Here is an 18,926-nt window from a genome sequence, read left to right on the forward strand (position 1 = left end):
CGATGGCATTATTAAATATAGACCAACTGTCGGTGCATTTCGGCGACGAGAAAGCACCGTTCCGCGCGGTAGATCGCATCAGCTATCAGGTTGAACAGGGCCAGGTAGTGGGCATCGTGGGCGAATCCGGTTCCGGAAAATCGGTCAGTTCACTGGCAATCATGGGACTGATTGATTATCCCGGCAGAGTGATGGCTGACCGGCTGGAGTTTAATCAGCGCGATTTGAAGCGCATTTCTGAAAAAGAACGCCGCCAGCTGGTTGGCTCCGAAGTGGCGATGATTTTTCAGGATCCGATGACCAGCCTGAATCCCTGCTACACCGTAGGCTTTCAGATTATGGAAGCGATCAAGGTGCACCAGGGCGGTAATAAACGCACGCGCCGCCAGCGTGCGATAGATTTACTGAATCAGGTTGGCATACCCGATCCGGCCTCCCGACTGGATGTTTATCCGCACCAGCTTTCCGGCGGCATGAGCCAGCGCGTGATGATCGCGATGGCGATTGCCTGTCGGCCAAAATTGCTGATTGCCGATGAGCCAACCACGGCGCTCGACGTCACCATTCAGGCGCAGATCATTGAGCTACTGCTTGATCTTCAGCGTCAGGAAAACATGGCGCTGATCCTGATCACGCACGATCTGGCGCTGGTGGCGGAAGCAGCGCAACACATTATCGTCATGTACGCCGGGCAGGTCGTGGAAACCGGCAGGGCGGTGGATATCTTCAAAGCGCCGCGCCATCCCTACACTCAGGCGCTGCTGCGCGCGCTGCCTGAGTTTGCCGTTGATAAGGCGCGACTGGCTTCACTACCCGGCGTGGTGCCGGGGAAATATGACCGGCCAAACGGCTGCCTGCTAAATCCGCGCTGCCCGTATGCGCAGGACCGTTGTCGTGTCGAAGAACCTGAATTACGTGATATTCCGGGACGCCAGTCCAAATGTCATTTCCCACTGGATGATGCCGGGAGACCAACTTATGAAGCAAGCTACTGACTCTGCCCTGCTGATGCAGGCAATCGATCTGAAAAAGCATTACCCGGTGAAGAAAGGGCTGTTCGGTCAGGAGCGATTGGTGAAAGCGCTGGACGGCGTCTCTTTCAACCTCGAGCGTGGCAAAACGCTGGCGGTCGTTGGCGAATCGGGTTGCGGAAAATCCACGCTGGGCCGCCTGTTGACGATGATTGAGACGCCCACCGAAGGACAGCTGTTTTATCAGGGACAGGATTTGCTGAAGCCCGATCCTTCCGCGCAGCAGCTACGGCGTCAAAAGATTCAGATTGTCTTCCAGAACCCGTATGGCTCTCTCAACCCGCGGAAAAAAGTCAGCCAAATACTGGAAGAACCGCTGCTGATCAATACTCGCCTGAGTAAAGCGGAACGGCGTGAAAAAACGCTGGCGATGATGGCGAAGGTCGGGCTTAAAACGGAACATTACGACCGCTATCCGCATATGTTTTCTGGCGGCCAGCGCCAGCGCATCGCTATCGCTCGCGGGTTGATGCTCGATCCGGACGTGCTGATTGCCGATGAGCCGGTCTCCGCGCTGGATGTTTCCGTCCGTGCTCAGGTGCTGAACCTGATGATGGATCTGCAACAGGAGCTGGGTCTCTCCTACGTGTTTATCTCGCACGACCTGTCGGTGGTAGAACATATCGCGGATGAGGTGATGGTGATGTATCTGGGACGTTGCGTGGAGCGGGGCACGAAAGAAGCGATTTTCGCGAATCCGCGTCATCCCTATACTCAGGCGCTGCTGTCCGCCACACCTCGTCTTAACCCGGACGATCGGCGCGAACGCATCAAGCTTACCGGCGAGCTGCCAAGCCCACTTAATCCGCCGCCGGGCTGTGCGTTCAACGCGCGTTGTCGACGTCGTTTCGGTCCCTGTACGCAGTTTCAGCCGCAGCTGAAACAGTATGGTGAACAGCAGATTGCCTGTTTTGCTGTGGATCAGGATGAAGGGCAGTCGGTTCCGCGTTAAATAATCACCGACAACGGCCAGCTGCGCCGTTGTCGGCCCTTTCCAATGTTTTCATCGATCGATTTCACAATCTGGCCAGGAATTTTGCTGCCTGTAATCAGCCCAGTGTTAGGATAACCCGTTCTGAAAGGAGGGGTTTAAATGGATGTTGAAACGCCTGTAAGTTTTGACCCCATACAGCGGGGAGGATTAAGACGATTAACACTGGGTGAGATTCATCTTGCCTCATCGGTCTATGGGTTCAGTATTCAATACAATAAGGTCTGGATACACAGAGAAAGTTACCTCCCTTTTAATCTGCAGGCTGACAATGTTGCTATGACGCCTGACGGTGAGTTGTATTTTCAGGAAGGAACATATAGCCCGGATTTTTCAATGGATTTAATAGACGCCCAGCATATTTTCTTGCATGAGATGATGCATGTTTATCAACATCAGCGGGGAATGTGGGTAAGAACCCGTGGGATGTTTTCGTGGGCCGTAAGCTATGAGTATCATCTTGATAAAGATAAGCTCTCTGATTACCCCATGGAGCAGCAGGCGTGCATTGTCAGCGACTACTGGTTATTGTTGCATCATGGATTTTTTAAACACAATAATCTTCACCGCCTGAAGGACTACGACGCTTCAAAGCCTCAACAGGAGCTGATCGCACAGTATCAGAAAGTGCTAAGGGGGTTTCCTTCGTGAAGTTACCATTAATCCCTGCATTGATAATTTTATTATTAACAGCCTGCCAAAGCGATGCGGATAAACTCGTGTTTTCTGGAGAGGGTTCCGCATTTATTCAGGGTGGTTTATTGTGTATTGGCGGGACAGATAAGTCTGATGTGTTAAGTTATTATTATCTCGAAGAGCTACATCGGGGCAGTAATAAAAGTCTGCTCGGCTCTGGTTATCACCCTGTAAAAATTACTTATCCTGATACTTGCTTTACTGTAAGTCTTAAATCCGGTGTGCGTTACGGGATTCTTTATATTATGAACGATATCAAATACCGTTTTAAGTTTGATGTTACTGCTAATGGAACAATAGCCAAAGTTCAAAGAGGGAGTTGAAAATGTCATTACCCGCTTATTTATTTCTGTATGATGAAAATGGGACGCTGATTGGTAGTGCTGGCGGCGGGGTTGTCAATGCCCTGACAGAAGGCCGTCAGGGTGGGATTGAGATAATGAGCAGTCAACACAGCGTATACCAACCCGCTGACGCCTGCACGGGGCGACTCACGGGTACCCGGCAACATAATGCCTATGTTTTGCATAAGCAGTTAGATAAAATATCGCCGATGCTAAATGATGCGGTCTGTACAGGTAAGGTGTTCCAGAAAGCAGTTATTAAGTACTATGAAACCACGGCGGCAGGTATTGAGGCGGAAGTCTATCGTGTAACAATGGAAAGGGTCGTTATTACCTCCGTGAATTTTTCACATTCTTATATTCAGGGATCGCAAACGCCAAACATGCTAGAAGTTATTGGGTTGCGTTATAATCTTATTGAATGGTTTTATATTCCTGCCGTCATTAAATATGATGATGCATGGGTGAAAGAAAAAAGGGATGGGTAGCCGTTACATCTTGCAGATTCCCCGTGATAATCTCACGCAGAGTGTCTTTGCTGTTAATAAATGACGGCATAAGCCAAATTTATAAAAATCACCTATTAGCTGAGGGGGCGAAATAGTGATTCAATCAGCACCAGTTAACAGATGCTTACTCAACTGGACCTGGACAGCAGGATCTTCCCGACTCAGGGATGACCCGGAAAGATGTTGTCATGTATCCAGCAGGTCCTTAAACATCATTCCACTATTGCTAACCAGGAATAGTCAATTTTTTATTTAACCCAAATACTAACAGGGTTGATTAATAGTCACTGTAATTAATTAAATAATTGAATGTAAATATATTAATCAAAAGAGGAAAATATTTTATCTCCAGGTTGAGAATAATCTGAAAGGCTAAAAATTGTATGATATATTGCCGCGAAATTTTCCACACCTCGTGACCCTTCCCATGAAAAGTTATGACGATCTGCAGCGTTTTAAAGAGAAAACGCATACAAACCATATCGAATTCAAGGATATGTCTGAACAGACAAAGAATTCAGACAGTGCGAACTGGGCGATCATCAAACAGCTGATGAACGACAGCACCACGCCGACCTTAGGGAATGGTCAAAGTATTAACGTCGCGGTGCCGCAGCCTATTGCAGAAGATACATTCAGCCTGGCTGCTACGCCGTTACAGGCCCGCCCTGATCTGCCCGCACGCCGCACGCCACCTGCTGCCGCACCGCGTGCAGGCAGCGTGGCTGCTTTTGTTGCGGCTCAGCCCGCGGATGTGGGTAGTCGCTCACTGCTGGAGAGCGTATCGGCTTCGTTGAAACCTGCGTTAACCACCCTTTCCCCAGCCGCAGCTGACGCACACTATCCTGCCGGATCGGCGCCCGCTGACATTGCACAGGCGCATGCTGGTTTTGCAGAAAGTGACGTTCGTCCCGCTGCCGAAGAGGCATCGACAGATATTTTCACCCAGCTTCAAAAATCTGCGCCGCTTCCGGTCGCGCAACCGGCCCGGCCTGTCGCGCGTAGCGCAGTCGAGACGGAAACCCCGCGTTTCAAACAGCTGTTTAGCACCACATCTGAAGCCAGGACCTTATCCAAAGATACCCTGCTGCAACCCCTGTTGGAGAGAATTGCCTTATGCCGTTAGTTTGTGTTTGTTCTCCCAAAGGTGGCGTAGGTAAAACCACGCTTGCGGCTAACCTGGCCTACACGCTGGCTCGCGGCGGAAGCAAAGTGTTGGCCATCGACTTCGATGTGCAGAACGCTTTACGCCTGCATTTTGGCGTGCCGTTGTCTGACGGGCGTGGTTTTGTGGCGAAATCGGCCGGATCACCAGACTGGAGTCAGTCTATCCTCACCACCGGCGGTAATATTTTTGTGATGCCGTACGGCGACGTTACTGAGGATCAGCGCGTTGAATTTGAAGGGAATTTATCGCAAGACCCTAACTTTCTTAAGCGTGGTCTGCAAACCGTTCTGAACTATCCTGGCCTGATTATCGTGGCTGATTTTCCTCCAGGCCCCGGGCCCGCCCTAAAGGCAATGACCGATCTTGCCGATTTACACCTTGTGGTCATGCTGGCGGATACCGCCTCGCTATCGCTGTTGCCGCAAATTGAGAACGAAAAAATGATTGGCGGCGCGCTGAACCAGCGGGCTGGTCACTTCTTCGTGCTTAACCAAAGCGACAGCCGCCGTAACATCAGTCGTGACGTCACGACCTTTATGCAGCAGCGTCTGGGCGATCGTTTGCTTGGCGTGGTAAACCGTGATGAAAGCGTGGCAGAGGCTAACGCCTCTCAGCAATCCATTTATGACTTCAGCCCGGTTTCCGCGGCGGCCTTTGATATTGAAATAGTGGGCAAGCGCGTTGCGGCGCTGCTGGATATCAAGGTAGGTGATGGTGAAATGCAGGCCCCGTTGCGCTCGCGCTAGCTAACGGCTGAGTACAGGATACATTCCTGAAATCATGGGGCGCGTTTGCGCTCCGCTAATAATAGTGTTTATTTTCAGGATGACCTATGAATAAAGTCCTGTACTACCTGCTGCTGCTGGTATTATTCCCGCTTGCCGCAGTGATTGTTATCACCCCCATGGACAGCCAGAAACAATATATCTTTGGCCTGATTAGTATTGCCATTCTGTTTGTGCTGGGCGTAAGTAAAAGCCATAAGATTTCCCTGGTGATGGTGTTTCTTTCGGCATTAATGTCAACGCGTTATATTTACTGGCGCGCCACTGAAACGCTGGCTTTTAATTCCGAAGTGGAAGCGATCCTGGGGATCGGCTTATTTCTTGCCGAGCTGTATGTTTGGGTTATTTTAATCCTTGGCTATCTGCAAACCTCCTGGCCGCTTAAACGCACCATCGAACCGATGCCGGACGACATCAGCTTATGGCCAACTGTCGATATTTACGTACCCAGCTATAACGAAAGTCTGGATGTGGTACGCGATACGGTACTGGCCGCGCAGTGTATTGATTATCCGCGCGATAAAATCAAAATCTATCTGCTGGATGACGGGAAGCGCAGCGAATTTGCGGTGTTTGCCGCGGATGCTGGCGTCGGCTATATCACCCGCGATGACAACCGCCACGCCAAAGCGGGCAACCTGAACCACGCCATGCGTATTACCAAAGGCGAGCTGATTACCATTTTCGACTGCGATCACGTGGCGACCCGCACCTTTCTGCAAGCGACGGTAGCCCCGTTCCTCAAAGATCCGAAACTGGCGCTGCTGCAAACGCCGCACTATTTCTATTCGCCCGATCCGTTTGAACGTAACCTGAAAGCGGCGCGTACCATCCCCAACGAAGGGGCTTTATTCTACGGTCCGGTACAGCAGGGTAACGACAACTGGAACGCCACCTTCTTCTGCGGTTCCTGTGCGGTTATCCGCCGTTCCGCGCTGGAAGAGATTGGTGGCTTTGCGACAGAAACCGTCACGGAAGATGCGCACACCGCGCTGAAAATGCAGCGTCTGGGCTGGAAGTCCGCGTTTCTGGCGCTGCCGCTGGCGGCAGGGCTGGCGACGGAACGTTTAGGTTTGCACATTATTCAGCGTACCCGCTGGGCGCGTGGCATGACGCAGATTTTCCGGGTGGATAATCCGCTGCTTGGCCGTGGCCTGAAATGGCAGCAGCGGCTGTGCTATCTCAACGCGATGCTGCACTTCCAGTTTGGCCTGCCGCGGGTGATCTTCCTGACCGCGCCGCTGGCTTACCTGCTGTTTAACCTGAACATTATTCACTCGTCGGCGGGCTTGATTTTCGCTTACGTGTTGCCGCACCTGGTGATGTCGCTGTACGTCAACTCCCGGATGAATGGCCGCTTCCGCGCGACCTTCTGGGGCGAGATTTATGAAACGGTAATGGCCTTCCATCTGGTTATTCCCACGCTACTAACCCTGCTCTCGCCAAAACACGGCAAGTTTAACGTCACGGATAAAGGCGGGCTGCTGAATGTGGGCTTCTTTGACTTCAATATCGTCCGTCCACACGTTATTTGCGCCTTCCTGTTAGCCGCTGGCGTGGTGTATGGACTGGTGCGTGCCGTGGCGCACGACTATTTTGGCGTAGACCCTTTTGTGATTGCGCTGAACGTCGGCTGGGCCATATTCAGCCTGATTATCCTGATGGCGGCGATTGCTGTCGCGCGGGAAACCAAGCAAACGCGCAAAACGATCCGTATCGACGTGAGCATCCCGGTGGTGCTGCACTATGTCAGCGGTATTTCCTCGCGCACGACCACGGTGAACCTCTCAATGGGCGGCGTGCAGGTCAATGCGCCTGATAACCGACATGAAAATGATGTCATCGAAGCGATCGATCTGATGCTGCAATCGGGGGTGATTTCCATTCCCGTTGGCATTATCGGCGCGGAAAACGGCGTTATCCGCCTGAAGTTCGATGAGATCCCGCTGTCTCGTCGGCGCGAGCTGGTGCGCGTGGTGCTTTCCCGTGCGGATGCATGGATTAAACCAGAAGGGCCAAAAGATAAACCGCTGCGCTCGCTGTTAACCATTATTCGTACCGTATTTGAACTGTTCTGGCTGACCTGGAAAGATCGTCGTGCGAAACGTCAAACCGTGAAGGTTGAAGAGGATGGCGTAGCATGAAAAAACTGATATTTTCAGCGCTCTGCATGACCAGCCTGCTGACGGCGGGTAGCCTGGCCTGGGCGGCACCGGAAAGCGTGACGCAGGATAGCAGCGCACTTTCTGAGATCCCGCCGCCAGCGGGCGTCGGACAGCCAAACAGCGCCAGTGGTCTGCCTGCGGGCTTGCCGCCGCTGCCTGCGCCCATCACCGATGTGCCGGTTCAGACCAGCAACGTGCCGCTTAACCAGCCGCTGTCGAGTACCGTTTCCGTGGCGCAGATGGGCCAGACCAACGGCATTCTGTTAACCGGCGGTCAGCTTCAGTCGGGCATCGTCTTCACGCTGCCTTCCGATCAGGTTATTACCAACGCGCGGCTTAACCTCGCGTTGAAGGTGTCGCCTGCGCTGGCAGCCCGCAACACGTCGATGCAGCTGATGCTAAACGGCCAGCCGCTGGGCACGTTACCGCTGAGCGCTTCCGACGCGGCAAGCGAGGAATATCAGCTGGATATCCCGGCTGCTATGGTGGTCTCCAGCAATAACCTGAGCTTCAAAATTAACGATGCGGATCAGCTGCTGTGTGAACGCAACAGCGCCAGCCAGTATCAGGTCACTATTCTGCCAGCCACAACGCTGTCGCTGGAAGGGCAGCAGCTGAACACGGGCAACACGCTGCGCAACTTCCCGCGTCCGTTTATCGATCCGCTGCGCATGACGCCTTCAAGCGTCGCAATGGTATTTGGCCAGGCGGTAACGCCGGGTAAAGTCAGCGCGGCGGCTATCCTCTCTTCCTGGATGGGCATTCAAACTGACTATCGCGGCATCAGCTTCCCGGTGCTGCGCAACGCCATGCCGGAAAAAAACGGTATTGTCTTTGCCAAACCCGGCGAAAACATTGCGGGCCTGACCGTGCCGCAGGTGAAGGGCCCAACGCTGTTGATGGTCGATAACCCGGTTAATCCGGTTTATAAGTTGATGCTGGTGATCGGCAACGACGACGACGCGCTGCGACAGGCGGCCTGGCGACTGACGCAGCCGCTGAGCGTTGACGGCCCCTCGCTGTCCGTGGCCGAACAGACCATTCCGCTGAGCAAAGCCTATGACGCACCGCGCTGGATCAACACCGATCGCCCGGTACGTCTTGGCGATCTGCTGCGGAAGGATCAAAGCCTGACCACCACCGGTATCTGGCATGATGCGCTGCGGGTTAACTTCCGCGCCGCGCCCGATTTATTCCTGTGGGATGGCGATACGCTACCGGTACAGCTGAATTACCGCTTCCCGTCAGAAAGCTGGATTGATGAAGAGAGTTCCTTCCTGAACGTCGGGTTGAACGACACCTTCCTGCGCAACCTGACGGTCAACAAGGTTGGCCTGCTGGAGAACATCTGGCACCGGCTGGGCGGCGATGCCCGTCAGGAAAGCTATACCCTGAAGCTCGATCCCTATCTGATTTACGGCGACAACCAGCTACAGCTCTATTTCAACATCAAACCGAAAGCCACCGCGCCCTGTAGCGTGCTGACTAACAACAACATCAAAAGCCGTATTGAGGATGACTCTTACATCGATTTGAGCCATACGCGCCACTTTACGCTGCTGCCGAATCTCTCCTATTTCGTCGGGGCCTCTTTCCCGTTCACCCGTTTTGCGGACTATTCGCAAACCGTGCTGATGCTGCCGGAAAAACCAAGCGATGCGGAAATCGGTACGCTGCTGGATATGGCCGGGCGTTCCGGTAATGCCACCGGCGTGGCGCTGAATCACAACAGCGTAATATTCGGCGTACCGAACGACGGTAGCTTGCTGAAGCACATTAAAGACAGTGACGTGCTGGCGGTTTCCACCCTGCCGCAAACCGCCTTTAACCGGGCGATGCTGCAACAGTCTCCTTATGAAGTTAACGGCCATACGCTGGGCGTAAAAGAACCCAACATGCTGGATAACCTGCGCGGCTGGCTGGCCGGAGACTGGAACCGTCAGGCCATCGATGCCGATCGTTACTTCTCATCCAATGAAGACTGGCGTGGGTTTGTCAGCTATCGCTCGCCGTGGAACAGCGCCCGACTGGTGGTGATGACAGTGGCCACTGACGATACGCAGCTGCTGCGTCTGCACAGCGATCTGACATCGCAACGTATTAATGCCGGCATTCGTGGCGATACCGCCATCATCACTGATGAAAACGGTATTCGCAGCTTCCGCGTGGGCGCGCAGTTCCCGAGCGGTCAGATGCAGTGGTATCGCATGGTTATCTGGTATGCCAACCAGCACGCTGTCGTGCTGGCATTGCTGGCGCTGTTGTTCTCTGTCGTCGTGGGTCTGAGCACCTTCGTATTGCTGAAGCGTCACGCCTGGAAGCGTCTGAATCCGCAGAATGAAATTCGCAAAGGCGAGAAGAAGTGAAGACCATGAAGAAACGAAAAACGCTTACCTGCGGGCTGACGCTGTGGATGCCCGTTTTCACGCTTGCGACGACGACGCTGGCGTTCCCGGTGCTTGCCGCCGACGGTAATCCTGCCGTGCAGGCGCTGTTCGACCAGGCCAGCTACTGGCACCAGAAGGCGCATGACGATTTGGCGCGGGAAGCACTGAATAAAGTGCTGATGGTTGACGGTAACAATACGCAGGCGTTGTACCTGATGGCGCTTTGGGCGCAGCAGAGCGGCGACAACGCGACCGCGACAAAATGGCGCGATCGTCTTAGCAAGGCGTCACCACAGGATGGACGTCTGGATCAGCTGGATAATGCCCGCCAGCTGCAATCGATCCCGACCGCCCAGCTTTCGCTGGCGCGCCAGCAGGCTCGCAGCGGTAACATTGCGGCGTCGCTGCAAACCTGGCGCAATACCTTTAGCGGCAACGAACCGCCAGCCAGCGTGGCTGCCGAGTACTATCTGACCATGGCGGGCGACCGAACGCTACTGCCGCAGGCCGTGGACAATCTTCGCCAGTTCGCCAGCGTGCATCCGCAGGATACCGGTGCCCGGCTGGCGCTGGGCAAGGCACTGACCTGGCAGGAATCGACGCGCCGCGAAGGGCTACAGATGCTGGAAGGTATGGCCGACGGTAATGATGATGCCGATCGTTCACTGCGTCAGGCGCTGTTATGGCTTGGCCCACAGCCGGACGATGCGCCGCTGTATCAACATTATCAGCAGCGTCATCCGCAGGATCGCGCCGTGCTGGACTACTACCGTAAAAATGTCGGCGGCGCTGAAAAAGGCCAGGGCTTTACTGCACTGAACAGCGGCGATGTTTCCAGCGCGCAAACGGCCTTCGACCACGTTTTGCAGGCTAACCCGCAGGATGCCGACGCGCTGGCAGGTCTGGGTTACGTGGCGCAGCGTAACGGCAATTATGCGGCGGCGGCCGATTATCTCGATCGCGCGGCGAAGCTGGGTGGCGACAACAGCCAGCAGCGCCAGCAACAGGCTGCCGATGCGCGTTTTTATGGTCAACTGGCCGCCGCGCAACAGGCGCTGAAAAGCGGCAACGCTGCTGAGGCGTTAAGCCTGAGCGAACCCCTGGCGCAGGCCGAAGGCGAAAAAGGTGTGGCGGCGAAGCTGTTCCGCGCTGACGTGCAGCGCCGCAGCAATCAGCCTGAAGCGGCAGAGCAAACCTACCGTGCCATTCTGCAAGGCAATGCGGATAACCAACTGGCCAAAGAGGGATTATTCTACGTCCTGCGTCAGCAAAATCGCGGCGCTGAAGCGAATTCTCTGCTCTCTTCGCTGCCCGATAGCGTGCGTCAAAGCGTCGCGCCTCGCCCTGGCGGCACCAGCGATCCGCTACGTCGTGAAGCGAAGCAGGCTGCGGCGGCGGGAAATCCTCAGCGCGCCATCGCTCTGTTATCAGCGGGTATCCAGCGTTTTCCGACCGATGGCTGGTTACGGCTCGATCTGGCTCGTTTATATCAGCAGCAGGGTGATACCTCGCAGGCGGCAGGCGTGATGCAGCCCGCTTTCCGTACGGGAGCGAGCAGCAACGAAATTTACGCCGCGGCGCTCTTCGCCAGCGAAAGCGGTGCCTGGCAGCAGGCGCAAACGCTGCTGGCGCGAGTGCCTGCCGGCAGTCAGAACCACGAGATGCGTGAGCTGGCGCAGCGGGTGAACTTCAATCTGCAAATGGCCGTAGCGCAGCAGTATCTGGCGCAGGGTTCCAATACGGCGGCGGCAAATACGCTGAAGGCACTGGCAGTTAATCCACCGAAAAACCCGGCGGATGCCGGGAATCTGGCGAAAGGGCTGGCCGCGGCAGGCGACCTCAATACTGCCGTGTCGGTAGTGCATAACAGTATGCAGCGCGGGGTGCAGGGCAACGCGGGCGACTATGCCGCTCAGGTTGCGGTATTAAACCAGGCTGGGCTGAGCAATGAGGCACAAACCTTCCTGGCGAGTCCCGAATTGCAGTCACGCAGTACGCCGACGCAGCTGGCCGGTATTCAGAACGGCTACCTGATCAACGAAGCCGATCGTCTGCGTACTCAGGGACAATACGCCGCCGCGTATGACAAGCTGATTGGCGCATTGCAGCACGATCCGCAGAACACGGATTTGATGTTTGCGATGGGCCGCCTGTATCAGTCGGGCAAAATGAACAAAGAAGCGGGCGTGGTCTATGACTACCTGATAACCCGCGACACGCCAACTCAGGATGCCCGCATGGGCGCAATTGACGTGGCGCTGGCCAGCCATGATTTGCCGAAAGCGAAAACGCTGACGGCAGGTTTACGCGGCGAACAAACGCCAGAACGCCTGTTGTTGATGGCGCGCGTGGCGGAAGCAGAAGGCGATCATCAGCAGGCGCTGACTTACCTGCGCACTGCTCGCAGTAAAATGATTGGCCTGCAAGGGGCGGAAAGCGGCGCATCGCCAGTGATTGCTGGGATGGCGCTGGCGGATAACCCGTTTGTTAACCGAACGACGCTGCCTCAGCGCCGGACGCCGTCAACCTATGGTTCCGTTATGCCCTGGCAGCAGGGTGCGGCAGCGGATAACGCGGTACAGACAGCCGGTACCGATGTGCCGACTCAGCAGAACCAGACGCTGCATCAGATTGATACGATGATGGACGATTTGCAGGAGCGAACCGGCACCTGGGCGCAGGGCGCTGTGCAGGTAAGAGGGCGTGATGGCGAATCAGGGCTGAGTAAGCTGACCGAAGCGAAAGCACCACTGACCTGGTCAACCGTGCCGTATGGCAATACGCGCTTCAACTTTACGCTGACGCCCGTCACGCTTAGCGCAGGCAGCGCTTCCGGCACCTCGCTTTCTCGGGTAGGCACGCAGGCGCTGGAACAGGGCCGTATCGCTCAGGCGAATGCTATTGCGCCGTCAGGCGTGCTGCTGAACTCACCCGGCTCGCAAACGGCTTCCGGCGTCGAGGTCAACCTCGGTCTGACTAACGATAACGTCAAAATCGATCTGGGCTCAACGCCGCTCGGGCAGGATCTCAGCACGCTGGTGGGCGGCGTTCAGTGGTCGCCTAAGCTAACCGATTACCTGACGCTGATCCTGACCGGCGAACGTCGTGCCGTGACCGACAGCCTGCTCTCTTACGTTGGTATGGAAGACAAACTGAGTGGCAAGCGCTGGGGCCGCGTGACGAAAAATGGCGGTAATGCGCTGTTAAGTTACGACAACGGCGATGCCGGATTCTACGTTGGTGCAGGCGGCTACAGCTATCTCGGTGAGAACGTAGCCAGCAACCAGAGCCTGAACGGGATGGCAGGCGCGTATGTTCGCCCTTATCATGACGCGGATAGCGAATTAAAAACCGGCGTCAGTATGAGCTGGATGGATTACTCGAAGAACCTCAGTTATTACAGCTACGGTCAGGGCGGCTACTTCAGCCCGCAGGATTTTGTCGCCGTTTCGTTCCCGGTGGACTGGAGCAAAAACTATGACGACCTGAAGGTGAAAGTGGGCGGCTCAGTCGGCTATCAATCCTGGTCGCAGGATCGCAGTGCATACTTCCCAACCGATCCCGGGAAGCAGGCGCAGTTACAAAGCTACTATGACGCTGGCTACGCTACCGAGGCTTATTACGCGGGCGGCAGCAAAAACGGTATTGGCTATAATCTGCATGCGGGCGCGGATTATAAAGTGAATAAAGACGTGACGATTGGCGGCCAGCTTGGCTACGACACGTTCGGCGATTACAACGAGAGCACCGCTCAACTTTACTTCCGCTATATGCTCGGGGACAAATAAGCATGAGTGATCTGACACAACGCACCCTGCACTACTATCGTCAGCAGCAATATCAGCCCGGCTGGTTCGATCTGCTGAGCGTGATGATGAACGGTATGCTGCGTAATGGCGGAGAGCGTGAAAGCCATGCTTTTCTGCAACAGATGGGCGACAATCTTGCCAGTCGTTATCCGCTGGATGCCGCCAATACCGTGGCCGATCTGGAGCGGCAGATTAATACCGTGCTGGCACGCTTCAACTGGGGCTTTGTTGACGTGCAGCCGCATGACACTTTTCTGCTGATTTCGCATATGGCGTTGCCGCCAGGCGATGGCCTGATGGATCAACGGCAGTGGCGTCTGGCTCTGGGTGCGGTGCTGCTTGGGCTTTACTCACGCTGGCTGGGCGAACAGGGCGGCAGTGCTGCGGTCTCGCTGGTGTGTGAAGAAACCGACAGCGAAGCAACGCTGAATTTCCGCTATCAACGTTAAGGAAGGTTAACATGGCTTTGCTCAGGGCGAGCGTAATGATGATGGCAATGCTGCTGGGCTGCATGCAGGTGGCTGTGGCGGCCGATAGCTGGAACGGCTTCAAGACGCGCTTTATGACCAGCGACGGTCGCATTCAGGATACCGGCAATAACAACGTCAGCCATACCGAAGGGCAGGGTTATGCCATGCTGATGGCAGTCTGGTACAACGATCGCAGCGGCTTCGACAGCCTGTGGCGCTGGACCCAGCAGAATTTGAAAAACCCGCAAAATGGTCTTTTTTACTGGAAATACAATCCGGCGGCTGCCGATCCTGTCGCGGATAAAAACAACGCGTCCGATGGCGATGTGCTGATCGCCTGGGCGCTGCTGAAAGCGGGACAGAAATGGCAGAATAACGGATATTTACAGGCTTCCGATCGCATCCAGAAAGCGATTATCGCCCGCGATGTCACGACGTTTGGCGGCCATACGGTGATGCTGCCAGGCAGCCAGGGTTTTAATAAAACCAGCTATGTGGTGCTGAATCCCTCCTATTTCCTCTTTCCGGCCTGGCGGGATTTTGCTGCACGCAGTCATCTGAAAGTCTGGAGCAACCTGATCGACAGCGGCATGGATTTGCTGTCGAAGATGCGTTTTGGTCAGGCTGGCTTGCCGACCGACTGGGTTGCACTGAACGCTGACGGAACGGTAGCCCCTGCCACCGCCTGGCCGTCACGCTTCAGCTATGACGCTATTCGCGTTCCTCTGTATGTTTACTGGTATGACCCACAAAGTCTGCAACTGGTGCCTTTTCAGCATTTCTGGATGAATTTTTCCCGGGAAAAAACGCCCGCGTGGATTGACGTGCTGAACAACAACAAAGCGCCTTATAACATGGCAGGTGGCCTGCTGGCCGTGCGGGATTTAACGCTCAATCAAACGGGTTATCTTGAGGATCGGCTGGATGAGAAAGAGGATTACTACTCTTCAAGCCTGAAATTACTGGCCTGGCTGGCGTTTAAAGATCGGTGAAAGACAGCGTTCATTAGTGGTAATGGAAGGCTGCAATCAAAAGAGCATCGCTTTCTGTCGGTCAGGGTTTTTGCATATTGAAAACATCATCCCTTTTACAAAAACGGGGCCCTACGGCCCCGTTTATTTACTGTGGATAGGCGACCCAGTCACCGCCGTTCAGCCGGATCCAGGGTTTGCCCTGATACATCATCACTACCGCGTTATCGTTTTCTGACACGACCTGCGTTTGCGGCAGATTTTCCGTCAGTACTGACATATTCACGTTGGCAGCATTAAATACCTGGCCATCTACCACGCGGGAAACCAGCTCGGAAATCGCCTGCAGGCTGGTGGGCGACTCCACGCTTAGCGTCGGTTGGTGAGGCGCTTTCATGCCCGCGAACTTAATGCCCACCGGCACATGAGTGATGCTCGGGCTGGGGATATCACGCAAACCAGACATCTGCATTTTGTCGCCCTGCAACGCGGCACCGTGCTCAGGCACCACGATCACCATCACGCGACGGCCCGATTTATCCAGATTGGTAAGGAAAGTATCCAGCTGATCGAAAAGCTGTTTGGCTCGTGGTTGCCAGGGGGCGGTTTTTGTACTTCCCAGCTCACGTGTCCCATCATGCAGTGGGATCAGGTTATAGAAGGTAGCACTGCGCGCATCCTGGCTTTTCTGCCTGTCGTCCAGCCAGCGCTGCATCAGTTCGCCATCATTAAATACCGGCGAGCTGTCGAACGAAGACCACGAAGGTTTGATGCCCGTCTGTGACATTAACGGCGCCTGCAAATCGCCATCATCACGCAGCTCCTGCAAATAGTTACCAAACACACCGGTATGATCCATCATCAGCTGCTCTTTGAAGCCCAGTTTTGCCAGGTTATCAAACAGGTAGCATTGCTGGTCGGCCTGTTTATACAGATCGCTGTGTGACGCCTGGCCGCAGCTGGCGCGTAACAGGCGGATCCCTGCCGGACCGCTGTAACCTGTTGCCGAGTTATAGTTACTCAGCAAGATATCAAAGTGTTTCCACAGGGGATGATCGCGCAGCTGAGCGGTGTCCAAATCGGACCAGGCCAGCGAGCAGATATTGATCACCAGGATATCAAAAGGCGCTGAATCAGCAGGCAGCGAGTCCGGGAAATGGGTTACGCGCTGTTTTTCATTCTCATAAAACTTGTTGAGATAGGCCGTCAGATTAGCGCTGGTCGGCGGGGCTGACTGATCCATGGCGTTCGCTGTCGCGGCGGCATTATTGGGCTGGGCGGCGGTATTCAGCGCCACGGGCGGCGCGGCCTCTTTGCCCGGAAGCAGGGCAAAAGAGGGGCCGGCGATATTAACAATATTCACCCACAGCAGCATCAGCGAAACCAGCACGGTAATGCGCAGCCATTGTGAAATAAACAAGTAGATCACCAGCATCACAAAGCCGGTGCCGATCATCTGCCAGTTAATAAAGCGATTGACCAGATCGAGTAAATAGGCGCCGGAGAAGCCTGCCAGCTGACCGCCCTGGCTGAGAATACTCTCCGGGCCTGGCAGCCAGGTATCATGCCAAAACAGCGCAATGCCCACGGGAATGGCGATCCAGTGGCGCAGACGATTCAGCCGCTCACCGGGTAAGGGCAGCAGCAGTGCCGCAAGAAAAACCAGGTTAGTCAGAGCATGAAAATTGAGGTAACCAAACCACAACAGCGCAAATTTGATCAGGAAATAAAAATTCCAGCCGCCCAGGCCGCGCCAGTTGAGCAGAGCAGAAGGCTTTTGGGTGTTTCGTTGACTCATGTCTTATCCGATTCTGAAGAATTACGCCGCCAGGTGCCTTCGTATTTCAGTGCACGGGGCGGTGTAACCCGCAGCACCAGCCTCCGCCATTGGCTGGGTAGCCAGCGGGCATAAAAAGGTTTTAGTAACATTAGCAGCAAAATCACCAGGATCAGGATTTGCACGCCATCCATTAAGGTCATGTTGGATTATCCGGTTGTGGCTCGCCAAGGGTCAGGTTTTGCGGCTGACGACGTTCAATAACGGGTGCGGCAGTGGGCGCCTGTTTCTGCATCTGAGGTGCCGATGCATCCTGCCAGGCCGTAGGGACTTTTTCTGCCATCTGCCTGACTTCAGACAGGATCTGGAGATCTTCATACCAGACCAGCCGGTTAGTGAAGATTTCATCATGGGGCAGCTGGAAGATAAATTTCAGCGCCGTGTTCAGATCGCTGAAGCGACAGGAAGAGAGGAAAAGATAGAGCCTGTCGTTAACCAGCGTCACTAAATCACCGTAGCGGCGCGGCTTGCAGAGCGTCAGCGCTTGCTCAGGCTTTAGCTGAGGGACAGGTCGTAGCGCAACCAGCAACCCTTTGCCGTTTTCCGGTAGCAGGGTGTTATTCACCAGCAAATTCACCGAATGGCAGAAGGCGTTGAGCGGCAGATAGCCCCGTTCCTGTAACGGCTGCATAGATTGCATCAGCGCGGTAAGGTCAGCCGGGACATGGCGATTGTACGTCTGTCCCTGAATGCCTTCCAGCAGCGTGAGAAAGCGTGACATAGCGGCATTGTAGGGCACGATAGCATTGACGCCGCAGGCCAGCAGCAGGCGTTCGTCACTGTAGCGCAGCGCCGTTTGCATCTCGCGGACGACTATTTTCAGGCCGCTGCCTCGCGTGCGGCGCAGATTGTGAATCTGTCCAGCCAGCTGGGGAATCTGCTCGCTGTGTTGCAAACTGAAGATGACGGTGGCGGCATTCGCCTGCTCGGCTCGATGATAAGTGCTGGTATTATCATCAAAAAGTGCCCACTGATTAGACAGCGGCGGTGCGCCTTCCAGCACGGATTTATGGGCCAGATAAAACTGTTCATCATTTAATGTCAGTGGCGTGTTTTGTTCAGTCTGCTCAATTAAAGCGAAGCGGCTTTCATTTAATGTGAAACGTAATGCACGATCGGCGAGCATTCCTTCGCCATTCGCCCACCAGTTAATACGGTAATTCCAGCTATCCTGCTGCCAGTCGAGTTGAGCCAGCCCCTCAACGTGGCGATAAAAACGTTGAAGTTGACTGCGTAAATTATTAATCCCTGAACCGAATGTAATAATCAACAAAGTTATTTGTTTTCCAGTCAGGCTTCGTTGTGTTTTTTTCACCCAGAGTCTTAATTCTTCCTGATTTAATTTTTCCCATAATAAAGAAGGGGCAAAAAATATCGTCAGACGCGGTTTTTCGGGCAGCACTTTCAGCAGATCGTCAGAAAAAGCCAGCAGAGCTTTACGGGTTTCAGGCAATGAAAACAAAGGAATAGATGCGGGTCCGCCTTGCGGGGCAGGCGTTAGCAGCTCTGCCGGAGAATTTCCAGCGCTGATTAAGGCTACCGAACGCTGGGCCGCAATGCATTGCCGCAGCAAAAGACGTGCGTCCTCCTGGCGCGTAGCCGTCAGCCAGTAGCATCCCGATGGCTGCATCAGCATTAATTCTTCTCTGACCTGGTCGAATCCTAATGTAAATGAAGGTGTCATAAGTTATTTCGCAACCCGGATTATTCCATGGACTGAGTGTAGACCCGTTAAAAAATGGTGTAACAGCATTGTATTCTGG

The 18,926-nt window shown here is 54.6% G+C and carries 15 protein-coding genes; 12 read left to right on the forward strand and 3 right to left on the reverse strand.

Features of this window, described 5'->3' with window-relative positions:
• Positions 1-2 precede the first annotated feature (2 nt).
• From dppD to AAGQ96_RS00735, 12 genes are all read left to right on the forward strand, one after another.
• A complete protein-coding gene (gene dppD, locus AAGQ96_RS00680) occupies positions 3-995 on the forward strand; it encodes a dipeptide ABC transporter ATP-binding protein (protein ID WP_147193783.1) in 993 nt (330 codons plus the stop codon).
• Positions 979-1,983: a dipeptide ABC transporter ATP-binding subunit DppF gene (gene dppF / locus AAGQ96_RS00685; RefSeq protein WP_147193785.1), complete on the forward strand. Its 1,005-nt coding sequence runs from the start codon at positions 979-981 to the stop codon at positions 1,981-1,983. The genes dppD and dppF overlap by 17 nt, the downstream gene beginning before the upstream one ends.
• Before the next feature lie 141 nt (positions 1,984-2,124).
• On the forward strand, positions 2,125-2,673 hold the full coding sequence (locus tag AAGQ96_RS00690) for a type IV secretion protein Rhs (protein ID WP_342754591.1): 549 nt from the start codon (positions 2,125-2,127) through the stop codon (positions 2,671-2,673).
• Complete coding sequence (locus AAGQ96_RS00695) at positions 2,670-3,041, forward strand: hypothetical protein (RefSeq protein WP_342754592.1); 372 nt, start codon at positions 2,670-2,672, stop codon at positions 3,039-3,041. The genes AAGQ96_RS00690 and AAGQ96_RS00695 overlap by 4 nt, the downstream gene beginning before the upstream one ends.
• Before the next feature lie 2 nt (positions 3,042-3,043).
• A complete protein-coding gene (tssD, locus tag AAGQ96_RS00700; RefSeq protein ID WP_342754593.1) occupies positions 3,044-3,550 on the forward strand; it encodes a type VI secretion system tube protein TssD in 507 nt (168 codons plus the stop codon).
• Between the two features lie 448 nt (positions 3,551-3,998).
• A complete protein-coding gene (bcsO, locus tag AAGQ96_RS00705; RefSeq protein WP_342754594.1) occupies positions 3,999-4,697 on the forward strand; it encodes a cellulose biosynthesis protein BcsO in 699 nt (232 codons plus the stop codon).
• Complete coding sequence (bcsQ, locus tag AAGQ96_RS00710; RefSeq protein ID WP_147193789.1) at positions 4,688-5,485, forward strand: cellulose biosynthesis protein BcsQ; 798 nt, start codon at positions 4,688-4,690, stop codon at positions 5,483-5,485. The genes bcsO and bcsQ overlap by 10 nt, the downstream gene beginning before the upstream one ends.
• Positions 5,486-5,571: 86 nt before the next feature.
• Positions 5,572-7,668 carry a UDP-forming cellulose synthase catalytic subunit gene (bcsA, locus tag AAGQ96_RS00715; RefSeq protein WP_147193791.1) on the forward strand — a complete coding sequence of 699 codons (2,097 nt, stop codon included), beginning with the start codon at positions 5,572-5,574 and terminating at the stop codon, positions 7,666-7,668.
• On the forward strand, positions 7,665-10,055 hold the full coding sequence (bcsB, locus tag AAGQ96_RS00720) for a cellulose biosynthesis cyclic di-GMP-binding regulatory protein BcsB (protein WP_342754595.1): 2,391 nt from the start codon (positions 7,665-7,667) through the stop codon (positions 10,053-10,055). The genes bcsA and bcsB overlap by 4 nt, the downstream gene beginning before the upstream one ends.
• A 47-nt stretch (positions 10,056-10,102) precedes the next feature.
• On the forward strand, positions 10,103-13,864 hold the full coding sequence (locus tag AAGQ96_RS00725) for a cellulose synthase subunit BcsC-related outer membrane protein (protein ID WP_342755602.1): 3,762 nt from the start codon (positions 10,103-10,105) through the stop codon (positions 13,862-13,864).
• A gap of 2 nt (positions 13,865-13,866) precedes the next feature.
• On the forward strand, positions 13,867-14,334 hold the full coding sequence (bcsD, locus tag AAGQ96_RS00730) for a cellulose biosynthesis protein BcsD (protein ID WP_147193797.1): 468 nt from the start codon (positions 13,867-13,869) through the stop codon (positions 14,332-14,334).
• A 35-nt stretch (positions 14,335-14,369) separates the two neighbouring features.
• Positions 14,370-15,347 (forward strand): glycosyl hydrolase family 8, encoded by a 978-nt coding sequence (locus tag AAGQ96_RS00735; RefSeq protein WP_342755603.1) that lies wholly within the window; start codon positions 14,370-14,372, stop codon positions 15,345-15,347.
• Between the two features lie 127 nt (positions 15,348-15,474).
• On the opposite strand, the gene bcsG is transcribed toward AAGQ96_RS00735, so the two are convergent.
• From bcsG to bcsE, 3 genes are read right to left on the reverse strand one after another with little or no spacing between them, the layout of a single operon-like run.
• Complete coding sequence (bcsG, locus tag AAGQ96_RS00740; RefSeq protein WP_147193799.1) at positions 15,475-17,124, reverse strand: cellulose biosynthesis protein BcsG; 1,650 nt, start codon at positions 17,122-17,124, stop codon at positions 15,475-15,477.
• Positions 17,121-17,306 (reverse strand): cellulose biosynthesis protein BcsF, encoded by a 186-nt coding sequence (gene bcsF / locus AAGQ96_RS00745; protein WP_147193801.1) that lies wholly within the window; start codon positions 17,304-17,306, stop codon positions 17,121-17,123. Before bcsF ends, bcsG begins: the two co-directional genes overlap by 4 nt.
• Complete coding sequence (bcsE, locus tag AAGQ96_RS00750; RefSeq protein WP_147193803.1) at positions 17,303-18,847, reverse strand: cellulose biosynthesis protein BcsE; 1,545 nt, start codon at positions 18,845-18,847, stop codon at positions 17,303-17,305. The genes bcsF and bcsE overlap by 4 nt, the downstream gene beginning before the upstream one ends.
• Positions 18,848-18,926 lie beyond the last annotated feature (79 nt).

The sequence above is a fragment of the Pantoea sp. MBD-2R genome, assembly GCF_039134845.1.
Taxonomy (GTDB): domain Bacteria; phylum Pseudomonadota; class Gammaproteobacteria; order Enterobacterales; family Enterobacteriaceae; genus Erwinia.

Bases quoted from the DNA above. Each gene is read 5' to 3' on its own strand.
- tssD (WP_342754593.1), top strand. From the start codon at position 3,044: ATGTCATTACCCGCTTATTTATTTCTGTATGATGAAAATGGGACGCTG.
- AAGQ96_RS00725 (WP_342755602.1), top strand. From the start codon at position 10,103: ATGCCCGTTTTCACGCTTGCGACGACGACGCTGGCGTTCCCGGTGCTT.
- AAGQ96_RS00690 (WP_342754591.1), top strand. From the start codon at position 2,125: ATGGATGTTGAAACGCCTGTAAGTTTTGACCCCATACAGCGGGGAGGA.
- bcsB (WP_342754595.1), top strand. From the start codon at position 7,665: ATGAAAAAACTGATATTTTCAGCGCTCTGCATGACCAGCCTGCTGACG.
- bcsO (WP_342754594.1), top strand. From the start codon at position 3,999: ATGAAAAGTTATGACGATCTGCAGCGTTTTAAAGAGAAAACGCATACA.
- AAGQ96_RS00735 (WP_342755603.1), top strand. From the start codon at position 14,370: ATGATGATGGCAATGCTGCTGGGCTGCATGCAGGTGGCTGTGGCGGCC.
- dppF (WP_147193785.1), top strand. From the start codon at position 979: ATGAAGCAAGCTACTGACTCTGCCCTGCTGATGCAGGCAATCGATCTG.
- dppD (WP_147193783.1), top strand. From the start codon at position 3: ATGGCATTATTAAATATAGACCAACTGTCGGTGCATTTCGGCGACGAG.
- bcsG (WP_147193799.1), bottom strand. From the start codon at position 17,124: ATGAGTCAACGAAACACCCAAAAGCCTTCTGCTCTGCTCAACTGGCGC.
- bcsA (WP_147193791.1), top strand. From the start codon at position 5,572: ATGAATAAAGTCCTGTACTACCTGCTGCTGCTGGTATTATTCCCGCTT.
- bcsE (WP_147193803.1), bottom strand. From the start codon at position 18,847: ATGACACCTTCATTTACATTAGGATTCGACCAGGTCAGAGAAGAATTA.
- bcsD (WP_147193797.1), top strand. From the start codon at position 13,867: ATGAGTGATCTGACACAACGCACCCTGCACTACTATCGTCAGCAGCAA.
- bcsQ (WP_147193789.1), top strand. From the start codon at position 4,688: ATGCCGTTAGTTTGTGTTTGTTCTCCCAAAGGTGGCGTAGGTAAAACC.
- bcsF (WP_147193801.1), bottom strand. From the start codon at position 17,306: ATGACCTTAATGGATGGCGTGCAAATCCTGATCCTGGTGATTTTGCTG.